The sequence below is a fragment of the Streptomyces sp. 1331.2 genome (assembly GCF_900199205.1).
In the GTDB taxonomy this organism is placed as follows: domain Bacteria; phylum Actinomycetota; class Actinomycetes; order Streptomycetales; family Streptomycetaceae; genus Kitasatospora.
Window position 1 is genome coordinate 2,209,487 of the sequence record NZ_OBMJ01000001.1, and the last position, 20,514, is coordinate 2,230,000.

14 protein-coding genes and 2 rRNA genes (1 of these 16 running past the window's edge) are annotated in these 20,514 nt (G+C 72.2%); 8 read left to right on the forward strand and 8 right to left on the reverse strand.

Going from position 1 to position 20,514, the window contains the following annotated elements:
- Positions 1–85: 85 nt before the first annotated feature.
- Together CRP52_RS09295 and CRP52_RS09300 are read left to right on the forward strand one after the other, a co-directional pair.
- Positions 86–721, forward strand: coding sequence for a TetR family transcriptional regulator (locus CRP52_RS09295; RefSeq protein ID WP_097235965.1), 636 nt, complete (start codon positions 86–88; stop codon positions 719–721).
- A gap of 127 nt (positions 722–848) precedes the next feature.
- The gene (locus tag CRP52_RS09300; RefSeq protein WP_097235966.1) at positions 849–2,381 is read left to right on the forward strand and encodes a cellulase family glycosylhydrolase; all 1,533 of its coding nucleotides are present in this window, start codon (positions 849–851) and stop codon (positions 2,379–2,381) included.
- A 31-nt stretch (positions 2,382–2,412) separates the two neighbouring features.
- Here the strand turns inward: CRP52_RS09300 and CRP52_RS09305 are convergent, their stop codons facing one another.
- Positions 2,413–4,437, reverse strand: coding sequence for a M3 family metallopeptidase (locus CRP52_RS09305; protein ID WP_097235967.1), 2,025 nt, complete (start codon positions 4,435–4,437; stop codon positions 2,413–2,415).
- A gap of 216 nt (positions 4,438–4,653) precedes the next feature.
- On the opposite strand from CRP52_RS09305, the gene CRP52_RS09310 reads away from it, so the two are divergent.
- A complete protein-coding gene (locus CRP52_RS09310) occupies positions 4,654–6,366 on the forward strand; it encodes a bifunctional 3'-5' exonuclease/DNA polymerase (RefSeq protein WP_257032381.1) in 1,713 nt (570 codons plus the stop codon).
- Positions 6,367–6,415: 49 nt separating this feature from the next.
- Here the strand turns inward: CRP52_RS09310 and dhaM are convergent, their stop codons facing one another.
- Positions 6,416–6,808 carry a dihydroxyacetone kinase phosphoryl donor subunit DhaM gene (gene dhaM / locus CRP52_RS09315; RefSeq protein ID WP_097235969.1) on the reverse strand — a complete coding sequence of 131 codons (393 nt, stop codon included), beginning with the start codon at positions 6,806–6,808 and terminating at the stop codon, positions 6,416–6,418.
- A gap of 193 nt (positions 6,809–7,001) precedes the next feature.
- Between dhaM and dhaK the strand changes: the two genes are divergently transcribed.
- Together dhaK and dhaL are read left to right on the forward strand one after the other, a co-directional pair.
- A complete protein-coding gene (dhaK, locus tag CRP52_RS09320; protein ID WP_097235970.1) occupies positions 7,002–7,997 on the forward strand; it encodes a dihydroxyacetone kinase subunit DhaK in 996 nt (331 codons plus the stop codon).
- 12 nt (positions 7,998–8,009) lie between these two features.
- Entirely contained in the window at positions 8,010–8,636 is a 627-nt protein-coding gene (dhaL, locus tag CRP52_RS09325; protein ID WP_097235971.1) for a dihydroxyacetone kinase subunit DhaL, read from the forward strand.
- 55 nt (positions 8,637–8,691) lie between these two features.
- Here the strand turns inward: dhaL and CRP52_RS09330 are convergent, their stop codons facing one another.
- Positions 8,692–9,864, reverse strand: a complete 1,173-nt coding sequence (locus CRP52_RS09330) for a PP2C family protein-serine/threonine phosphatase (protein WP_257032382.1) — start codon at positions 9,862–9,864, stop codon at positions 8,692–8,694.
- Between the two features lie 206 nt (positions 9,865–10,070).
- On the opposite strand from CRP52_RS09330, the gene CRP52_RS09335 reads away from it, so the two are divergent.
- Together CRP52_RS09335 and CRP52_RS09340 are read left to right on the forward strand one after the other, a co-directional pair.
- The gene (locus tag CRP52_RS09335; RefSeq protein WP_097235972.1) at positions 10,071–10,289 is read left to right on the forward strand and encodes a heavy-metal-associated domain-containing protein; all 219 of its coding nucleotides are present in this window, start codon (positions 10,071–10,073) and stop codon (positions 10,287–10,289) included.
- Positions 10,290–10,354: 65 nt separating this feature from the next.
- Positions 10,355–12,643 carry a heavy metal translocating P-type ATPase gene (locus tag CRP52_RS09340; protein ID WP_097235973.1) on the forward strand — a complete coding sequence of 763 codons (2,289 nt, stop codon included), beginning with the start codon at positions 10,355–10,357 and terminating at the stop codon, positions 12,641–12,643.
- Between the two features lie 65 nt (positions 12,644–12,708).
- On the opposite strand, the gene CRP52_RS09345 is transcribed toward CRP52_RS09340, so the two are convergent.
- The 3 genes from CRP52_RS09345 to recD2 all read right to left on the reverse strand — a co-directional run bounded on the left by CRP52_RS09345 (position 12,709) and on the right by recD2 (position 17,733).
- Positions 12,709–13,428 carry an SDR family NAD(P)-dependent oxidoreductase gene (locus CRP52_RS09345; RefSeq protein WP_097235974.1) on the reverse strand — a complete coding sequence of 240 codons (720 nt, stop codon included), beginning with the start codon at positions 13,426–13,428 and terminating at the stop codon, positions 12,709–12,711.
- A gap of 546 nt (positions 13,429–13,974) precedes the next feature.
- On the reverse strand, positions 13,975–15,264 hold the full coding sequence (locus tag CRP52_RS09350; RefSeq protein ID WP_097235975.1) for a citrate synthase: 1,290 nt from the start codon (positions 15,262–15,264) through the stop codon (positions 13,975–13,977).
- A 225-nt stretch (positions 15,265–15,489) separates the two neighbouring features.
- The gene (recD2, locus tag CRP52_RS09355) at positions 15,490–17,733 is read right to left on the reverse strand and encodes an SF1B family DNA helicase RecD2 (RefSeq protein WP_097235976.1); all 2,244 of its coding nucleotides are present in this window, start codon (positions 17,731–17,733) and stop codon (positions 15,490–15,492) included.
- Between the two features lie 213 nt (positions 17,734–17,946).
- On the opposite strand from recD2, the gene CRP52_RS09360 reads away from it, so the two are divergent.
- Positions 17,947–18,738, forward strand: coding sequence for a VOC family protein (locus tag CRP52_RS09360; RefSeq protein WP_097235977.1), 792 nt, complete (start codon positions 17,947–17,949; stop codon positions 18,736–18,738).
- A 224-nt stretch (positions 18,739–18,962) separates the two neighbouring features.
- On the opposite strand, the gene rrf is transcribed toward CRP52_RS09360, so the two are convergent.
- Together rrf and CRP52_RS09370 are read right to left on the reverse strand one after the other, a co-directional pair.
- Positions 18,963–19,079 (reverse strand): 5S ribosomal RNA (gene rrf / locus CRP52_RS09365).
- A gap of 72 nt (positions 19,080–19,151) precedes the next feature.
- Positions 19,152–20,514, reverse strand: a 23S ribosomal RNA gene (locus CRP52_RS09370); it runs 1,757 nt beyond the window's last position.

Here is a 20,514-nt window from a genome sequence, read left to right on the forward strand (position 1 = left end):
AGTCTGCTACTGATTGGTAACCGGTGTCAACGGCCCTGACCGGTGACGACCCCCCAGATCCACCCCCGAATCCGAGGAGCAGCGCATGTCCCGAGAGCCCCGCCGCGAGCAGCTGCTCAACGCCGCCGACCGGGTCATCCAGCGCGAGGGGCCGAGTGCCAGCATGAACGCCATCGCCGCCGAGGCCGGCATCACCAAGCCGATCCTCTACCGGCACTTCGGCGACCGGAACGGCCTGATCAGAGCCCTGACCGAACGCCACACCAGCGGCCTGCTGACCGCTGTCCGGGCCGCCCTCGCCGAACCGCTGGAGCGCCGCGACCGGGTCGAGCACGTGCTGGACACCTACCTCGCCGGGATCGAGGCCCGCCCCCAGGTCTACCGACTGCTCACCCACCCCGAGCCGGGCGACCCGAGCGGCGCCGGCAACGCACTCGCCCCCGCCCTGCGGCAGATCGCCGAGGAGATCACCCGCGCCGTCCAGAGCCAGATCGACCTCGGCGCCGACCGCGACCTGCTCGCCGAGGCCTGGGGCCGGGGCATCACCGGCATGGTGCTGGCCGCCGGGGACTGGTGGCTGGAGTCCAGGCCCTGCTCGCGCACCCGGATGGTGCAGGCCCTGGCCGACCTGCTCTGGGGCCGGCTGGCCGCCGCCGCCGACCTGCCGACCGCCGTCCTGCCGACCGCCCCCACCGAGCCCACGGCCCCGGCAGCGGACTGAACTCACCGGAACTCCCTTGCCGTGCACGACCTTTGTGCACACGACTCTGGTGCGCACGACCCTTGTGCCGCCGAGGGCGAGCCGGGCATCATCGGGCCCCCACCCACCCCGCCGTGCGAGGTCCCCGATGCGCCTGCGCCGCACCGCCGTCGCCCTGCTGCTCGCCGCCACCGCCGCCCTGACCACCGGACCGGCCCACGGCGCCCCGACCCCGGCCCCGGCCCCGCAACCGGCCGCGGCCCAGCCCGCGAGCCCGACCGCGGCCCCGGCCCACGGCGGGTACCAGGACCGCTTCCCCACCGGAACGGCCACCGCCGCGGACGGCCGAACCTCACTCACCGACGCCCAGGGGCGGCAGCTCCGACTGCGCGGCTTCAACCTCGACAAGTACGCCGAGGCCACCGCGGCCGACCTCGACGCGATCGCCGAGCAGGGCTTCACCCTCGTCCGGCTGCCGGTCTCCTGGACCAGGCTGGAGCCCACCCGCGGCCGCCTCGACCGGACCGAACTGCGCCGCCTGCACCAACTCCTCGACCGGGCCGACCGCTTGGGCCTGCTCGTCCTGGTCGACTTCCACCAGGACGTCTACGGGCCGAAGTTCGGCGGCGGCACCAACGGCATCCCGGTCTGGGCCACCCGGGACGACGGCCTGCCCTTCACCCCGGACCCGGACGACTGGTTCGCCGGCTACTTCCAGCCCGCCGTCCAGGCCGCCTTCCGCCACCTCTACGACGACCCCGACCTGCGCGCCTGGCAGGCCGACTTCTACACCCGGCTCGCCCGCGAACTACGCGGCCACCGCTCGCTGTTGGGCTACGACCTGTTCAACGAGCCGTTCGGCCCGGTGGACGGCGACCCGAGCGACCCGGCCGTCCTGGCCGCCGCCTCCGCCGCCCTGGAACAGGGCCGGCTCGCCGACATGTACGGCCGGCTGATCACCGCGGTGCGCCGAGTCGACTCCCGTGCCTGGCTGTTCGTGGAGCCGACGGTCCTGGTCGGCCAGGGCGTGCCCACCCGGCTGCCCGGCTTCACCGACCCGCGCCCCGGCGCACCCCGGCTCGGCTACGCGCCGCACTTCTACGACACAGCGGTCGAGAACGGCGCCGACTGGGATCCGGCGGCAGGCTTCGTCGAGCAGTACACCGCCGCGATCACCGGCTACCCGGCCGCCCACCGCCTGCCGGTCCTGGTCGGTGAGTGGGGCCCGCCGAACTCCCGTACGCCGGGCAACCGTCAACTGGTCTCCCGGCAGGTCGCCGCGATGGACGGCTTCGCCGAGGGCTGGACGATGTGGTACTGGTGCCGGGGCACCGGCGGCTACTGCGCGCTCGACCCGGCCGGGCGGCCCGCCCCCGGCGACGAGCCCGCCTTCGGCCCGTACCCGGCCGCCGTCGCCGGCACCGACGTCCGTACCGAGACCGGCACCGAAGGCGGCACCGCGGGCGGCACCGTCCGCTGGAGCGCCGACGGCACCGGGCACAGCAGCGAACTCCTCCTGCCGCCGTCCGCGTTTCCGCGCGGCGCCCGGGTCACCGTCTCGCCCGCCGACGCCCGCGTCGAGGTCGAGCAGCCCGCGGACGGACGCGCGGGAACCGTACGGATCCGGCTCCCGCACGCCCGTCCGGGCACCCCGGTGACGATCACGCTCCGACCGGAATGACCCGGAACCGGAACGACTCGAACCGAACTGATCAGACGAGCCCCCGGCGGGCCAGCAGCGGCCCGGTCTCCGGCGCCCGGCCGACCACCGCGCGGAAGGACTCCAGCGGGTCCCGGCTGAACCCGCGCGCCAGCAGCTCGCGCCGGAACGTCTCGCCGCTCTCCCGCACCGTGCGCCCGTTGCCCTCGAACCACTGCACGGTGTCGGCGTCCAGCACCTCCGACCAGATGTAGGCGTAGTACGCCGCGCTGTAGCCGCTGGCGAAGATGTGCTGGAAGTACGCCGTCCGGTAGCGCGGCGGCACCGCGTCCACCGCGATCCCCGCCGCGGCGAGCGCCCGCGCCTCGAACTCCTCGGCGTCCGCGACCTCCTCGCCCTGCGGCACGGTGTGCCAGGCCCAGTCCAGTAGCGTGGCCGCCAGGTACTCCACCGTCCGGAAGCCCTGCCCGAAGCCCTCGGCCGCCGTCATCCGCTCGACCAGCTCGGCCGGCAGCGGCTCCCCGGTCTCGTGGTGGCGGGCGTAGTTGGCCAGCACCTCCGGGCGGACCATCCACATCTCGTTGACCTGCGAGGGGAACTCGACGAAGTCCCGCGGCACCGAGGTGCCCGAGAACCGCGGGTAGCGCACGTCCGAGAACAGCCCGTGCAGCGCGTGCCCGAACTCGTGGAAGAGCGTGCGCACCTCGTCCCAGGACATCAGTGCCGGCTCGCCGGACGCCGGCAGCGGGATGTTGAGGGTGTTCAGCACCACGGGCCGCTGCCCGGTCAGCCCGGACTGCGCGACCAGCGAGTCCATCCAGGCGCCGCCGCGCTTGGACGCCCGGGCGTGGAAGTCGCCGATGAACAGGCCCAGCGGGGTGCCGTCCGCCTCGAACACCTCGAAGACCCGCGCGTCCGGGTGGTGGGCCGTCAGGTCCGGCCGCTCGGTGAAGCGCAGCCCGTACGCCAGCTCCGCCGCGAAGAACACACCGTCGCGCAGCACGCGCTCCAGCTCGAAGTACGGGCGCAGCGCCGCCGCGTCGACCTGGAACGAGCTCTGCCGGACCTTCTCCGAGTAGTACGCCCAGTCGTGCGCGGCGATCTCCTCGATGCCGTCCTCGGCCGCCGCCTTGGCCAGTTCGGCGGCCTCCCGGCGGGCGTTGGCCACGGCCGGCCCGACCAGCCGGGACAGCAGGCCGGAGACGGCCTCGACGGTGCCGGCCGTCTCGTCCGCCACCACGTACGCGGCGTGGCTCGGGTGCCCCAGCAGCCCGGCCCGCTCGGCGCGCAGCGCGGCCATCCGGATCGCCAGCGGGCCGTTCGTCTCGACGCCCCGGCCGAGCGAGGCCGCCAGCAGCCGCTCACGCACCGACCGGTCGGCGAGCTGGGCCAGTTCGGGCTGGCCGGAGGTGTTCTTCAGGCTCAGCACGTACTTGCCCTCGTGGCCGAGCACCCGCGCGTTCTCCGCGGCGCCGGCGATCGCACCCTCGTCCAGCCCGGCCAGCTCGGCCGCGGAGTCCAGGACCAGCGCGGCGGCCCGGGTGGCGGCGTTGACGTTCTGCTGGAAGGTCGTGCCGAGCGCGGCGAGTTCGGCGTTCAGCTCGCGCAGCCGGGCCTGCTCGGCCTCGCCCAGCCGGGCTCCGGAACGCTCGAAGCCGGTGTACCAGCGCTCCAGCAGCCGCAGCGACTCCGGGTCCAGGCCCAGCTCGTCGCGACGCCCGTACAGCTCCTCGATCCGGGCGAACAGCGCGCGGTCCAGGTGGATCGCGTCGTGGTGGGCGGCGAGCAGCGGGCTCACCTCGGCGTCCACGGCGTCCAGCGCGTCGGTGGTGTCGGAGGAGACCTGGTTGCGGAACACCACGTCCACCCGGCGCAGCAGCTCCCCGGAACGCTCCAGCGCCACCAGGGTGTTCTCGAAGGTCGGCGCGGACCCGGTGGCCGTGATCGCCGCGATCTCGGCCAACTGCTCGGCCATCCCGCGCCGGTACGCGGGCAGGTAGTGCTCCTCACGGATCTCGGCGAAGGGCGGCAGTTCGTATTCCAGCGTGCTGGGCCGGAAGAACGGGTTCTCGGTCATTCCGCCGACCCTACGCGGTGTCACCCGCCCTGCCCATGTGCCCCTCCTCCCGTTGTCGTACCCACCCGTTAACGTCGACCCGGACGAATGTCGCCCCGCACGCCCGCACCCGCAGACCGAACACCCGCACCCGTACCCCTAGACCCGCACACCCGTGTCCACACGCCCGCGCCCGTAGCCGCACGCCCGACCGCGCGCCGGAGAGGAGCAGCCCCCGTGGCCCCCAGAACGGCCCTCGTGCCCGACCCGCACGGCCCCGGCGGCCGGCTCCAGGCGCTGGACGACGCGGGCGTGCCCCTCGGCCCGCCCGAGGCCGTCCGCGACCTCGCCGCCGCCGTCGCCGCCCGGGAGGCCGCCGAGCAGACCCGCTGGGTCTGGGCCGCCGCCGACTCCGGCTACGCCCCGCTGCTGCCGCGGCTCCCCGACCGGCTCGCCCGCTGCCACGACCTGCGGCTGGTCGAGGCCCTGCTGCTGGCGCACGAGGGCCGGTTCGGCGCGCCCCGCTCGCTCGGCGCCGCCTGGTCCCGGCTGCGCGGCCTGCCCGTCCCCGAGGACCTGCCCGAGCCCGGCCTCGCCGACGCCGACGACGGCCAGGACACCCTCTTCGCCCCCGACCGGATGCAACTTCCGCCCGGCGCCGACCCGTTGGCCGCCGTGGTCGCCGTCCACGCCGAGCAGCAGCGCCGGATCGCGGCCATCGCCGACCCGGCCGCCCGGCAGCGGTTCCGGTTGCTGGTCGCCGCCGAGTCGGCCGGCGCCCTGGTGGCCGCCGAGATCGCGCACGACGGCCTGCCCTGGCGCTCCGACGTCCACGACCGGCTGCTGACGGATCTGCTCGGCCCCCGCCCGACCGTCCCCGGCACCCAGCCCAGGCTGCTCGCCGACCTCGCCCACGAACTCCAACAGGCCCTCGGCGGCAAGCCGTTCAACCCCGACTCGCACACCCAGGTGCTGCGCGCCTTCGCCGAGGCGGGCATCCAGCTCGGCTCCACCCGCTCCTGGGAGCTCAAGGGCATCGACCACCCGGCCGCCCGGCTGCTGGTCCGCTACAAGGAGCTCTCCCGGATCCACGTCGCGCACGGCTGGGCCTGGCAGGACGCCTGGGCCCGCGGCGGCCGCTTCCGGCCCGAGTACGTGGTCGGCGGCGTGGTCTCCGGCCGCTGGGCCAGCCGCGGCGGCGGCGCCCTGCAGATCCCGCGCATCCTGCGCCGGGCCGTGGTCGCCGACCCGGGCTGGCTGCTGGTGGTCGCCGACGCCGCCCAACTGGAGCCCCGGGTGCTCGCCGCACTCTCCGGGGACGCCGGGCTGGCCCGCAGCGCAGCCGGCGGCGACCTGTACGAGGCGCTGGCCGCCACCGCCTTCCAGGGCGACCGGGACAAGGCCAAGCTCGGCCTGCTCGGCGCCATGTACGGGCAGACCGGCGGCGACATCGGCCCGCTGCTGAACACCCTGCGCCGCCGCTACCCGGCCGCGATGGGCTACGTCGAGGCCGCCGCCCGCACCGGCGAGGACGGCGGCGTGGTCGCCTCCCGGCTCGGCCGGGTCTGCCCGCCCGCCTCCGCCGACTTCCTCGACCTCACCGAGGCCGACACGGCGGGCGAGTCCGGCGGGCGCACGGCCCGCGCCCGCGGCCGCTTCACCCGCAACTTCGTCATCCAGGCCAGCGCCGCCGACTGGGCCCTCGCCCTGCTCGCGGCGCTGCGCCGACGGCTGAACGAGCTGCCCGCAACCGGCCCGGCGGACCGCCCCCACCTGGTGTTCTTCCAGCACGACGAGGTGATCGTGCACACCCCGGCCAACCTCGCCGACGAGGTCGCCGCCGCCGCCGACGCGGCCGCCGACGAGGCCCGCCGGCTGGTGTTCGGCGACACCCCGGTGCGCTTCCCGCTCAGCACGGCGGTGGTGGACTGCTACGCGGACGCCAAGTGAGCCCTTCCGAGGCGGGCCCTTCCGAAGCGGGGCCCTTCCGAGGCGGGCCCTACAGCTTCCGGAAGCCCCGCGCCTCCTCGGCCGCCGCGACCACCTCGGCCAGCCCCGCCCCGGTCGAGGCGGTGACGGCCGCGGCCACCGCGCCCTCCACGAACGGCGCGTCCACCAGCCGCACGCCCGGCCGCGGCTCGTCCTCCAGCACCGTGACGGCGGTGAGCACCGAGCTGCCGAGGTCCGGCAGCACGACCACGCCCGCCCCGCCCTCCGCCTGCGCGATCGCCCCCGCGATCAGCTCGTAGCTGGTGCCGAGCCCGCCGTCCTCCGTACCGCCCGCGACCACCACCCGCACACCGTCCGAGGCGAGTTCGCCCAGCAGCTCGCGCAGCCCCTCCGCGAGCCGGGCGCTGTGCGAGACCAGAACAATGCCCACGTTTCCGCTCATGCCCGCGACCCTACGGCCCGCTCCCACTACTCCGGGCGAGTGACCGGGATCCCGCGTGTCGTACCCCGTGCCCGGCCCCCCCGTCTGGCGTAGCGTCGGGTCCGGAGCCCGTCCCGCGCGACAGTCCCCGCCGGCGTCCGCCGCCGTAGCGTCCTCAGCAAGCCCACCAAGGCCACCAAGGGAGCGAAGAGCGTTGAAGAAGCTGATCAACACCCCGGAGAGCGTCCTGGAGGACGCCCTGGCCGGAGTCGCCGCCGCCCACCCCGAGCTGACGGTGGACATCCCGAACCGGGTGATCACCCGGGCCGTCCGCCCGGCCGGGCCCAAGGTCGCGCTGATCTCCGGCGGCGGCTCCGGCCACGAGCCGCTGCACGGCGGCTTCGTCGGCCCCGGGATGCTCGACGCCGCCTGCCCCGGAGAGGTGTTCACCTCCCCCGTCCCGGACCAGATGCTGGCCGCCGCCAAGGCCGTGGAGAGCGGCGCCGGGGTCGTCTTCGTCGTGAAGAACTACACCGGCGACGTGATGAACTTCGAGCTCGCCGCCGAACTCGCCGCCGAGGAGGGCCTGGAGGTCCGCACCGTCCTGGTCAACGACGACGTCGCGGTCGAGGACTCCACCTGGACGGCCGGCCGCCGCGGCACCGGCGCGACCGTCCTGGTGGAGAAGACCGCCGGCGCGCTGGCCGAGCGCGGCGCCCCGCTGGACGAGGTGGCTGCCCTGGGCGAGCGGGTCAACGCCGCCTCCCGCTCCTTCGCCATCGCGCTCTCGCCCGCCACCGTCCCGGCCGCCGGCAAGCCCGGCTTCGACCTGCCCGAGGACGAGATCGAGGTCGGCGTCGGCATCCACGGCGAGCCCGGCCGCCGCCGCGAGAAGCTCCGCCCGGCCCGCGAGCTGGCCGCCGAGGTGGTCGAGACCATCCTGACCGACCACCACCTGACCCCGGGCGACGAGGTGATCGCCCTGCTCAACGGCCTGGGCGCGACCCCGCTGCTGGAGCTGTACGTCGTCTACGGCGAGGTCGCCGCCCGGCTCGCCGAGCGCGGCATCACGGTGGCCCGCAGCCTGGTCGGCAACTACGTCACCAGCCTCGACATGGCGGGCTTCTCGCTCACCCTCACCAAGGCCGACACCCAGCTGCTGGAACTCTGGGACGCCCCCGTCGACACCCCCGCCCTCAAGCGGGCCTGAGGAGGATTCGCGATGGACTTCGACACCCCGCTGGCCGAGGCCTGGGTCCGCGCGATCGCCGCGGCCGTCGAGAAGGAGCAGGCCCGGCTCACCGAGCTGGACTCCGCGATCGGCGACGGCGACCACGGCAGCAACCTCCACCGCGGCTTCACGGCCGTCCTCACCGCCCTCGACGGCCTCGATCCGGCCGGGCCCGGCGCCGTCCTCACCAAGACCGGCACCACCCTCATCTCCAAGGTCGGCGGCGCCTCCGGCCCGCTCTACGGCAAGGCCTTCCGCGCCATCGGCACCGCCCTGCCCGAGCCCGCCGCCCCGGCCGCCCTCGCCGAAGCCCTCGCGGCCGGGCTCGACGCCGTCCGCCTCCTCGGCAAGGCCGAACCCGGCGACAAGACCATCGTGGACGCCTGGACCCCGGCCGTCGCCGCCTTCCGCGCCGCGGCCGCCGCCGGCGCCACCCTCCCCGAGGCCGCCGCCGCAGCCGCCGACGCAGCCGACCAGGGCGCCCGCGACACCGTCCCCCTCCAGGCCCGCAAGGGCCGTGCCTCCTACCTCGGCGAACGCAGCATCGGCCACCAGGACCCCGGCGCCACCTCCACCGCCCTCCTCTTCCGCACCCTCGCCGACACCACCGCCTCCTGACCCGGCACCCATCCCCCGAGAGCCCGACCCCACCCCAGCCCCGCGCGGCGGAACCTCACTCGTCCGTCCGCGTGATCAGCAACAACAACGCGTCGTCCCGCAGCTCCCCACCCGTGTGCGCCAGCAGGTCCGCGTACACCCGCCCCACCGCCGCCTCCAGATCCCCCGCCGAGCGCGCAGCGCCCCGCACCAGCGGCCCCACCCGCTCCGCCAACGGGTAGAACTCCCCGCTCTCGCGGTGCCGCGCCTCGATCACCCCGTCCGTGCAGAGCACCAGCACGTCCTCCGGCCCGAACGGCTGCCCCCAGGTGGTCGGCTCCCCGGTGGCCAGCCGGCCGAGGCCCAGCGGCACCCACGGGTCGGGCGCGTCCAGGACGTGCGCCCGCCCTTCGCCGTCGACCCTGATCGGCGGCACGTGCCCGTACTGCAGCAGTTCCATCACCCCCGGTGTCCGGAACTCCGCGAACAGCGCAGTGGTGAACTCCCCGTCCGGCACGTGCCGTTCGACGCTGGCCTCGATCCGCGCCGCGACGCCCCGCAGCCCGGACTCGTCGTACGCGGCTTCGCGGAACGCGCCCAGCACCACGGCCGCGGTCTGCACGGCGGCGAGCCCCTTGCCGCGGACGTCCCCGACCGCGACGCGGGTCCCGTGCGGCGTCTCCAGGACGGAGTACAGGTCCCCGCCGATGTGCGAGGCGTCGGCCGCCGACACGTACCGGACGGCGAGCCGCAGCGGCCCGACGGCCGGCCCGGGCAGCCGCAGCAGGGCCCGTTGGGCGGCCTCGGCGACGGAGCTGACGGCCGCGAAGGCGGCCGCGCGGCGCATCCGGAGTTTGGCGACCCAGGCCGAGAACAGGGTCACGACCAGGTAGCTGACCATCGCGCCGTAGAGGAAGCGCGCGTCGTTGATGTTGTCGACCTCGTCGTAGTGGCTGAGTCCGAAGACGGCGATCAGCCCGAGCGCGCAGACCGAGAGCAGTTCGCGGGGGCGCAGGGTCAGGGCCGCGATGGTCGGCACGACGGTCATCAGCGGCGCGAGGTAGCGGTCCTTGCCGGAGAGGAGGTCCGCGAGCCCGACCAGCAGGACGGCGAGCAGGGCGGGGGTGGCCCGCCGCCAGAACGGGATGTCCTGGAGGTCGGCGGCGAGCAGGGCGCCGCGCTGCCGGCCCGGTGACAGTCCGGCTGCCGTGGGAGCCGAGGGTGACTGGGCGCGGCGGAACGAGAACACATATCGAACATAAGGGACGATCTGCGCCGTCACCCACCCGCCGTGTCGCCTACGATGCGTTGCACCTCCCCCACCCCTTCCTGGGACCTTCCTGGAATACCCCAGAGGGGTATGGTGTTCTCATCATAGGAATCACCGTAGGAACAGCGCACGGATCCGTGCAGGAACCAGCGCACGCACCCGCACCAGACCTCCCGGAGGCCCCGATGTCCAGCACCATCACCTACACCGTGTCCGGCATGAGCTGCGGCCACTGCGAGAAGGCGATCAGCGAGGAGCTCTCCGCCCTCACCGGCGTCACCGAGGTCGCCGCCGACTCCAAGGCCGGGACCGTGACGGTCTCCTCCGCCGCACCGTTGGACGACGAGCAGGTCCGCGCCGCCGTCGACGAGGCCGGCTACGAGCTGGTCGGCCGCAGCGCCTGAACCCGTCGAGCGGTGGGGCCGGACCAGCGGCCCCGCCGTCCGCCCCCACCGAGGAGCTGATCCGCATGAGCACGTCCGCCCCCGACGTCGAGGCCCGGGACCGGGTCGAGCTGTCGATCGGCGGGATGACCTGCGCCTCCTGCGCGGCCCGGATCGAGAAGAAGCTCAACCGGATGGACGGCGTCGAGGCCACCGTCAACTTCGCCACCGAGAAGGCCCGGGTCGACTTCGGCCCCGGGACCACGGTCGAGGACCTGATCGCCACGGTCGAACGCACCGGCTACACCGCCGAGCTCCCGCCGCCCCCCGCGCCCGCCGCCCCCGCACCGTCCGGCCGCACCGACGCCGCCACCACCGCGCCCGAGCAGCCCGCCGCCGACCCGCTCCTGGACCGGCTGCTGATCAGCGCCGTCCTCAGCGTCCCGGTGGTGCTGCTGTCGATGGTCCCGGCCCTGCAGTTCACCAACTGGCAGTGGCTGGCCTTCGCCCTCACCGGCCCGGTCGTGGCGTACGGCGGCCTGCCGTTCCACCGCGCCGCCTGGACCAACCTCAGGCACGGCGCCGCCACCATGGACACCCTGGTCTCGCTGGGCACCCTGGCCGCCTTCGGCTGGTCGTTCTGGGCACTGTTCTGGGGCCACGCCGGCATGCCCGGGATGCGCCACGAGGTCTCCCTCACCATCGGCGACACCGACGCCTCCGCCACGCTCTACCTGGAGACCGCCGCGGCCGTCACCGTGCTGATCCTGCTCGGCCGCTTCCTGGAGGCCCGCTCCAAGCGCCGGGCCGGCGCCGCCCTGCACGCCCTGCTCGACCTCGGGGCGAAGGAGGTCGCGGTGCTCCAGGACGGCCGCGAGGTGCGCCTGCCGGTGGAGGGGCTGGCCGTCGGCATGCGCTTCGTGGTCCGCCCCGGCGAGAAGATCGCCACCGACGGCCTGGTGGTCGAGGGCAGCTCCGCCGTGGACGCCTCCATGCTCACCGGCGAGTCCGTCCCGGCCGAGGTCACCGTCGGCGACACCGTCACCGGCGCCACCGTCAACGCCGGCGGGCGCCTGGTGGTCGAGGCCACCCGGGTCGGCGCCGACACCCAACTCGCCCGGATGGCCAAGCTGGTCGAGGCGGCGCAGAACGGCAAGGCCGCCGCCCAGCGCCTCGCCGACCGGATCTCCGCCGTCTTCGTCCCCGTGGTCATCCTGATCGCCCTGGCCACCCTGGTCGGCTGGCTGCTGGTCACCGACAGCCCGACCGGGGCCTTCACCGCCGCCGTGGCCGTCCTGATCATCGCCTGCCCGTGCGCCCTGGGCCTGGCCACCCCGACCGCCCTCATGGTCGGCACCGGCCGCGGCGCCCAACTGGGCATCCTGATCAAGGGCCCGGAGGTGCTGGAGTCCACCCGCACCGTGGACACCATCGTCCTGGACAAGACCGGCACCGTCACCACCGGCCGGATGACCCTGCTCGCCGTCCACACCACCGGCGCCACCACCGAGGCTGAGGTGCTGCGCCTGGCCGGCGCCCTGGAGCACGCCTCCGAGCACCCGATCGCCGCCGCCATCGCCGCGGCCGCGCTCGCCGCCGAGCCCACCGGCGAGCTGCCGAAGGTCGAGGGCTTCCGCGCGGTCCCCGGCCGGGGCGTGGAGGGCCGCGTGGCGGGCCGCACGGTCGTCGCCGGGCACGAGGCCCTGCTCGCCGACCGGGCGCTGCACCTGCCGCCCTCCCTGGCCCGCGCCAAGGCCGCCGCCGAGGCGGCCGGCCGCACCGCGGTCGCGGTCGGCTGGGACGGCGAGGCGCGGGCCGTCCTGGAGGTGGCCGACGCGGTCAAGCCGACCAGCGCCGAGGCGGTCACCCGGCTCCGCGCGCTCGGCCTGCGCCCGGTGCTGCTGACCGGTGACAACCGGCTGGTCGCGGAGGCCGTGGCGGCCGAGGTCGGCATCCCGGCCCGGGACGTGATCGCCGAGGTGCTGCCCGAGGACAAGGTCGGGACGGTCAGGCGGCTGCAGGCCGAGGGCCGGGTGGTGGCGATGGTCGGTGACGGCGTCAACGACGCGGCCGCGCTCGCCCAGGCCGACCTCGGTCTGGCGATGGGCACCGGCACCGACGCCGCGATCGAGGCCGGCGACCTCACCCTGGTCCGCGGCGACCTGCGCTCCGCCGCCGACGCGATCCGGCTCTCCCGCCGCACCCTCGGCACCATCAAGGGCAACCTGTGCTGGGCCTTCGGCTACAACGTGGCGGCGATCCCGCTGGCCGCCGCCGGGCTGCTGAACCCGATGATCGCGGGGGCCGCGATGGCCTTCTCCTCGGTCTTCGTGGTCACCAACAGCCTCCGGCTGCGCCGCTTCCGCCCCGCCTGACCCGCCCGGCCCCCGACAGCACGAAGGCTCCGGACCGACACCCGGTCCGGAGCCTTCGCCGCGCGTCAACGCCCCAGCAGCTCGCCGCCGTTGCAGTGCAGGATCTCGCCGGTGATGAACCCGGCCTCGGGCGAGGCCAGGAAGTGCACGGCCGCCGCGACCTCCCCGGTCTCGCCGATCCGGCCGAGCAGGGTGCGCGCCGCCCGCCGGGCGACCTCGGCCTCGTCCAGCCGGGGCCCGAAGAACTCGGTGCCGCTGACCGTCCCCGGCGCGACGATGTTGGCGGTGATGCCCGAGGTGCCCAACTGGGCGGCCAGGAAATGGTTCCAGGCGTGCAGCGAGGCCTTCGCCGCCCCGTACGAGCCGGCCCCGCGCAGGGCGGCGATGGAGCTGATGGTGACGACCCGGCCGGAGCCCGGGGTGAGCCGGTCGCGGACCGACTCGGTGAGCAGCACCACGGTCAGCACGTTGCGCTCGAAGTCGCCGCGCCAGCGGGCCAGCAGGGCGTGCGGCCCGCCGCCGACCACGGTCTCGCGGCTGCCGGCGTTGTTGACCAGGATGTCGATCCGCTCGGGCAGTTCGCGCAGCGCGGACTCGACGTCGTCCGGGTCGGCGAGGTCGCACACCAGCGGGGTGACGTTCGGCCCGAGGTCGGCTGCGGCCTTCTCTAGGACCGCGCGTCGGCGGCCCACGATCACCACCTGGTCGTCCGCCTCGGCGAAGCGCCGCGCGACTTCGTACCCGATTCCCGTGCCACCGCCGGTGACGACGACGTTCCTGGCCATCTGCGCACTCCCTCCCCAGGTCCGCCGCCGCGCTGCGAGTGCGCGGCGGTCCGTACCGGAATGCCACGATTCCTATCACGCTCGGTTGCCGTGACTGCGGGGAGGGTGACGTCCCGCGCGAGAGAAGGTGTGATATGGGCGGGGTACGACGCGCACACGGAGCGTGGCGAGAGGCAGCTCACACCCCCCGGGCGTAACTTCTCGCGCCCTGGTACGTCTTAGGTTGGTAGTGCGGCAGTTTTCCGGTGGGTGGGAACGCGATGAACGGCAACGCGTCCCCTGCGCTTCCACCGCCTGCCGCCGACGGGGCTCCGGCGGGCCCCGGGAACGGTCGTCGCCCTTGACGGCCTTCGCGCACGGCGCCGGGGTTCTGGCGGGCCAGGGACGCTTTGAGCGGCCGTCCCCGGTTGCGGCCGGCCCCGGAGTCGTGCGTCGTACGGTTCCGTCCCCACGGCGGACCCCTCCGGGGGCCCGCCGCGGGGACGCGATGGGGCCCGGCCGCTCGGCGGCCGGGCCCCTCTTCGCTACTGCCGGACCACTGCCGGGTCAGCGACCGTCGAGCGGGACGTAGTCGCGGATGGCGGTGCCGGTGTAGATCTGGCGCGGACGGCCGATCCGGCTGGTCGGGTCGTTGATCATCTCGTGCCAGTGGGCGATCCAGCCCGGCAGCCGGCCGAGGGCGAACAGCACGGTGAACATGCTGGTCGGGAAGCCCATGGCGCGGTAGATCAGGCCGGTGTAGAAGTCCACGTTCGGGTAGAGCTTGCGCGAGACGAAGAAGTCGTCCTTGAGCGCGTGCTCCTCCAGCTTGAGCGCGATGTCCAGCAGCTCGTCGCTCTTGCCGAGCTGGCCGAGGACCTCGTGCGCGAGCAGCTTGACCTGGGCGGCGCGCGGGTCGAAGGCCTTGTAGACCCGGTGGCCGAAGCCCATCAGCTTGACGCCGGCTTCCTTGTTCTTCACCTTCGTGATGAAGGCGTCGACGTCGCCGCCGTCCTTCTGGATGCTCTCCAGCATCTCCAGCACGGCCTGGTTGGCGCCGCCGTGCAGCGGGCCCCACAGGGCCGAGATGCCGGCCGAGATCGAGGCGAACAGGTTGGCGTGGCTGGAGCCGACCAGGCGCACCGTGGAGGTCGAGCAGTTCTGCTCGTGGTCCGCGTGCAGGATGAGCAGCTTGTCCAGGGCGTTGACGACGACCGGGTTGAGCTCGTAGTCCTCGGCGGGGACCGCGAAGGTCATCCGCAGGAAGTTCTCCACGTAGCTGAGGTCGTTGCGCGGGTAGACGAAGGGCTGGCCCATCGCCTTCTTGTACGCGTACGCGGCGATCGTCGGCAGCTTGGCGAGCAGGCGGACGGTCGACAGGTGGCGCTGGGCCGCGTCGAAGGGGTTGTGGCTCTCCGGGTAGAACGTGGAGAGCGCACCGACCACCGAGGACAGCATGGCCATCGGGTGGGCGTCCCGCGGGAAGCCCTGGAAGAAGCGCTTGACGTCCTCGTGCAGCAGGGTGTGCTGGGTGATCTCGCGGTTGAACTCCGCCAGCTGGTCCGCGTTGGGCAGCTCGCCGTTGATCAGGAGGTACGCGGTCTCGATGAAGCCGCCCTGCGAGGCGAGCTGCTCGATCGGGTAGCCGCGGTACCGCAGGATGCCGTTGTCGCCGTCCACGAAGGTGATCGCGGACTTGTACGCGGCGGTGTTACCGAAGCCGTTGTCCAGGGTGACCAGGCCGGTCTGCGGGAGCAGCTTCGAGATGTCGAAGCCGGCGTTGCCCGCAGTGCTCTCGACGACGGGGTATTCGTACTCGCCGTCCTGGTACCGCAGTACTACCGAGTTGTCGCTCACGTCTTCCTCACCGACGAAATGAATCCTCTTCCAAGGTGCCCTGACTGTCTCTACCATCCCCCATCCGGAGGACAGTCGCGCACCCGGGGTGGCCCGAAAGGGCCCGCCCCTACAAAACCTGCAGCCGCAGCCGGTACGAACCGGACAAGATCGGCACCACCCTAGGCTCTGCCGTAAATCTCTTCACGTCAAGAGAACTTTAGAGGCAACCATCCTGTTGGATAATCATCCAGTAGCCAGTCGATGATCCAGCGCGGTATGCCTCCGACCAGCGCTGACGGCCCGAACGGCCTGCGCGATCGCCTTCCGTGACCCGACCAGCACCACGAGTTTCCGTGCCCTGGTCACGGCGGTGTAGAGCAGGTTCCGCTGGAGCATCGTCCACGCGGACATGGTGACCGGAATCACCACCACCGGGTACTCGCTGCCCTGCGAGCGGTGGATCGTCACCGCGTACGCGTGCGCCAGCTCGTCCAGCTCGTCGAAGTCGTACGCCACCTCCTCGTCCTCGTCGGTCAGCACCGTCAACCGCTGGTCGTCCACGCTGAGGGCGGTCACCACCCCCACCGTGCCGTTGAAGACGCCGTTGCGCCCCTTGTCGTAGTTGTTGCGGATCTGCGTGACCTTGTCCCCCACCCTGAACGTGCGACCGCCGAAACGACGTTCGGCCAGCCCCTCCCGGGCCGGCGTCACCGCCCCCTGCAGCAGCGTGTTCAGGTTGCCCGCGCCGGCCGGGCCCCGGTGCATCGGCGCCAGCACCTGGACGTCCCGGCGCGGATCGAAACCGAACTTCTGCGGGATCCGGCGCGCCACCACGTCCACCGTCAGCCCGGCCGCCCGCTCCGCGTCGTCCTCCGCGAACAGGAAGAAGTCCGCCAGACCCTCCGTCAGGGGCGGCCTGCCCTCGTTGATCCGGTGTGCGTTGGTCACCACGCCCGACTGCTGCGCCTGCCGGAAGATCCTGGTGAGCCGCACCGACGGGATCGGCCCGCCCTCCGCCAGCAGGTCCCGCAACACCTCCCCCGCACCCACCGAGGGCAGCTGGTCCACGTCCCCCACGAAGAGCAGGTGAGCGCCCATCGGCACCGCCTTGACCAGCTTGTTCGCCAGGATCAGGTCCAGCATCGAGGCCTCGTCGACCACCACCAGGTCCGCGTCCAGCGGCCGGTCCCGGTCGTACGCGGCGTCCCCGCCCGGCTTCAGCTCCAACAGCCGGTGGACCGTCGAGGCCTCCACCCCGGTCAGCTCCGCCAGCCGCTTCGCCGCCCGGCCGGTCGGCGCCGCCAGCACCACCTTGGCCCGCTTCGCCAGCGCCAGCGTCACGATCGACCGCACCGTGAACGACTTGCCGCAGCCCGGACCGCCCGTCAGTACCGCGACCTTCTCGGTCAACGCCAGCCGCACCGACTGCTCCTGCTCCGGCGCCAGCTCCGCCCCGGTCCGCTTCGCCAGCCACTCCAGCGCCACCGGCCAGTCCACCGACCCGAACCACGGCATCCGGTCCGCGTCCGAACGCAGCAGCCGCGTCAGCTGGTTGGCCAACGAGATCTCCGCCCGGTGGAACGGCACCAGGTACACCGCGGTAACCGGCTCCCCGCCCTCCCCCGGCACCGCCTCGCGCACCACCCCCTCGGTCGCCACCAGCTCCGCCAGGCAGTCGATCACCAGGCCGACGTCCACCTGCAGCAGCTTCACGCCGTCCGCGATCAGCCGCTCCTCCGGCAGGAAGCAGTGCCCCTGGTCGGTGCTCTGCGACAGCGCGTACTGCAACCCGGCCTTCACCCGCTCCGGACTGTCGTGCGGGATCCCCACCGCCTGGGCGATCCGGTCCGCCGTCAGGAAGCCGATGCCCCAGACGTCCGAGGCCAGCCGGTACGGCTCGTTCTTCACCACACCGATCGAGCCGTCGCCGTACTGCTTGTAGATTCGCACAGCCAGTGAGGTCGACACCCCGACCCCCTGCAGGAAGACCATCACCTCCTTGATGGCCTTCTGCTCCTCCCAGGCCGCCGCGATCTTCTTCGTCCGCTTCGGCCCCAGCCCCGGCACCTCGATCAGCCGGCCCGGCTCGTTCTCGATCACCTCCAGGGTGTCCACCCCGAAGCGCTCCACGATCCGCTCGGCGAACCGCGGCCCGATCCCCTTGATCAGCCCCGAGCCCAGGTACCGCTGGATGCCCTGCACGGTGGCGGGCAGCACCGTCGTGTAGTTCTCCACCGTGAACTGCCGCCCGTACTGCGGGTGCGAGCCCCACCTGCCGTGCAGCCGCAGCGACTCCCCGACCTGCGCACCCAACAGCGCACCCACCACGGTCAGCAGGTCGTTCCCGCCCCGGCCGGTGTCGACCCTGGCCACCGTGTAGCCGGTCTCCTCGTTGGCGTACGTGATCCGCTCCAGCACGCCCTCGACCTGCGCGAGCTGGCGCGGCTGTTGACCCGCTTGCGCCTGCGCCTGCGCCTGCTTGCTCACCGGGCCCCCTTCGACCGGTACGGGTGGATCATTCCGCTACGCACCGTACCGCCCGGCCCCGACAAGCCCACACCCCCGGACCCGGCCCCGGCCCGACCCCCGAACCCGCATGCGAACCCTGTCGTGCAGCGCCCCCGCCGAGGTGCCAGGCTGGGAGGAGCCGAGGGGGACCGTCGACCGCGCCCGCCCGGGCCCCGTCCGAGGAGCAGTGCCATGCTCAACACCGCCTTCCGCCCCGGCTCCCCGGACTGGCTCGACCTGGGCAGCCCCGACACCCGGGCCTCCGTCGACTTCTACACCGCACTGTTCGGCTGGACATTCGACTCGGCGGGCCCCGAGGCCGGCGGCTACGGCTTCTTCCAGCTCGGCGGCCGGACGGTCGCCGCCCTCGGCCCGCTCACCGAGGAGGGCGCACTGCCCGCCTGGACGCTCTACTTCGCCACCCTCGACGCCGACCGCACCACCGAACTGGTCGAAGAGGCCGGCGGCCGGGTCCGGTTCACCCCCTTCGACGTCTTCACCGCGGGCCGAATGGCCGGCTACACCGACCCCACCGGCGCCGAGTTCGCCGTCTGGCAACCGCACGACACCCGCGGCCTGGACCTGGTCAACGAGGAAGGCAGCCTCTGCTGGGCCGAGTGCTACAGCGTCGACGCCGAACGCGCCAAGTCCTTCTACCGCAGCGTCTTCGGCTGGCAGGAACAGGACGTCCCGCTCGAAGGCTCGCTCTACACCGTCCTCACCCCGGCCGGCGGCGGCACCGACGACGCCCACGGCGGCATCATGCAACTCGGCCCCGAACAGACCGCCGCCGGCACCAGCTCGCACTGGCTCCCGTACTTCGAGGTCCCCAACGTCGACGCCTCCCTCGCCATCGCCACCAACCTCGGCGCCACCGTGCGGATCCCGGCCATGGACGTGCACGGCGTCGGCCGCCTCGGCCAGCTGATCGACCCGCACGGGGCCGTCTTCGCCGTCATCACCAGCTCCAGGCCCGAGGAGTGACACCGGATCAGCCCTTCAGCCTTCAGGGGCCTCAGAAGGGCCCTGAAGGGGCGCTACGGGCGTAGACAGGTGGGAGGCGTGGGAGCAAGCGACCTGTCTTCGCTGATCATGCGCCACGCGGCCGCCCTGGGCGTCCTGCGATTCCCTGGCTCGCGGCCCGAAAAGGGTCCGGAAATGCGAAGAACCCCCATCCGGGATCCGGATGGGGGTTCTTCAGAAGAATTGTTCGGCGGCGTCCTACTCTCCCACAGGGTCCCCCCTGCAGTACCATCGGCGCTGTGAGGCTTAGCTTCCGGGTTCGGAATGTAACCGGGCGTTTCCCTCACGCTATGACCACCGAAACACTATGAAACTATTCGACCCGCCGGCAGGGCGGTCGTTGTTTCAGAACAACACAGTGGACGCGAGCAACTGAGGACAAGCCCTCGGCCTATTAGTACCGGTCAACTCCACCCCTCACAGGGCTTCCATATCCGGCCTATCAACCCAGTCGTCTACTGGGAGCCTTACCCTCTCAAGGAGGTGGGAGTGCTCATCTCGAAGCAGGCTTCCCGCTTAGATGCTTTCAGCGGTTATCCCTCCCGAACGTAGCCAACCAGCCATGCCCTTGGCAGGACAACTGGCACACCAGAGGTTCGTCCGTCCCGGTCCTCTCGTACTAGGGACAGCCCTTCTCAACACTCCTACGCGCACAGCGGATAGGGACCGAACTGTCTCACGACGTTCTAAACCCAGCTCGCGTACCGCTTTAATGGGCGAACAGCCCAACCCTTGGGACCTACTCCAGCCCCAGGATGCGACGAGCCGACATCGAGGTGCCAAACCATCCCGTCGATATGGACTCTTGGGGAAGATCAGCCTGTTATCCCCGGGGTACCTTTTATCCGTTGAGCGACGGCGCTTCCACAAGCCACCGCCGGATCACTAGTCCCTACTTTCGTACCTGCTCGACCCGTCAGTCTCACAGTCAAGCTCCCTTGTGCACTTACACTCAACACCTGATTGCCAACCAGGCTGAGGGAACCTTTGGGCGCCTCCGTTACCCTTTAGGAGGCAACCGCCCCAGTTAAACTACCCACCAGACACTGTCCCTGATCCGGATCACGGACCCAGGTTAGACATCCAGCACGACCAGAGTGGTATTTCAACGACGACTCCACAACAACTGGCGTTGCCGCTTCAAAGTCTCCCACCTATCCTACACAAGCCGAACCGAACACCAATATCAAGCTATAGTAAAGGTCCCGGGGTCTTTCCGTCCTGCTGCGCGAAACGAGCATCTTTACTCGTAATGCAATTTCACCGGGCCTATGGTTGAGACAGTCGAGAAGTCGTTACGCCATTCGTGCAGGTCGGAACTTACCCGACAAGGAATTTCGCTACCTTAGGATGGTTATAGTTACCACCGCCGTTTACTGGCGCTTAAGTTCTCAGCTTCGCCCGGACGAATCCAAGCTAACCGGTCCCCTTAACGTTCCAGCACCGGGCAGGCGTCAGTCCGTATACATCGCCTTACGGCTTCGCACGGACCTGTGTTTTTAGTAAACAGTCGCTTCTCGCTGGTCTCTGCGGCCACCCCCAGCTCAAGGCGCAAGGCCCGTCACCAGGAATGGCCCCCCTTCTCCCGAAGTTACGGGGGCATTTTGCCGAGTTCCTTAACCATAGTTCACCCGAACGCCTCGGTATTCTCTACCTGACCACCTGAGTCGGTTTGGGGTACGGGCCGCCATGAAACTCGCTAGAGGCTTTTCTCGACAGCATAGGATCATCCACTTC